The organism is Bacteroides sp. An269 (assembly GCF_002159755.1).
Lineage (GTDB): Bacteria > Bacteroidota > Bacteroidia > Bacteroidales > Bacteroidaceae > Phocaeicola > Phocaeicola intestinalis.
This window is the reverse complement of sequence record NZ_NFJG01000257.1, coordinates 1-626: the sequence shown is the minus strand read 5'-3', so window position 1 is coordinate 626 and position 626 is coordinate 1. Positions and strand designations below refer to the sequence as shown.

General features: G+C 51.0%; 1 protein-coding gene. It reads left to right on the top strand.

Translation table 11 applies throughout. From position 1 onward, the window contains the following. A partial coding sequence (gene nagB, locus B5F71_RS19630; protein ID WP_087213684.1) for a glucosamine-6-phosphate deaminase occupies window positions 1–464 on the top strand: 464 nt, incomplete at its 5' end. Window positions 465–626: the final 162 nt, after the last annotated feature.

The window sequence follows — 626 nt, the reverse complement described above, 5'->3', positions numbered from 1 at the left end:
ACGCTTCCGACTTGGAGGCTGAGTGCGGGAATTATGAAAAGCAGATTGCTTCGTATGGGGGCATCGACCTGTTTGTGGGCGGCATCGGTCCCGACGGCCACATCGCGTTTAACGAGCCGGGTTCTTCCCTGACTTCGCGTACCCGTGTGAAGACGCTGACCACCGATACGATTGTGGCAAATTCGCGTTTCTTCGATAACGATGTGGACAAGGTTCCCAAGACTGCGCTGACCGTAGGAGTGGGCACGGTAATGGACGCTAAAGAGGTACTGATCCTTTGCAACGGGCACAATAAGGCGCGTGCCTTGCATCATGCCGTTGAAGGAAGCGTAACGCAGATGTGGACCATCAGTGCCTTGCAGATGCACCGCCACGGCATCATCGTATGCGATGAGGCGGCAACGGACGAACTGAAAGTGGGCACATACCGCTATTTCAAGGACATCGAGCGCAACAACCTGTAATCCATTATCCATTATTAATTGTTAATTGTTAATTATAGCCATGAGAACCAATTTGAGTTCGCAGATATCCCTTAACAGGGTGTCTACCCGATATTACAAGCCGGAGAATACGATTGACCGCTCCGTGCTGACCCGTTTTGAAAAAATCCCTACCAACATCTA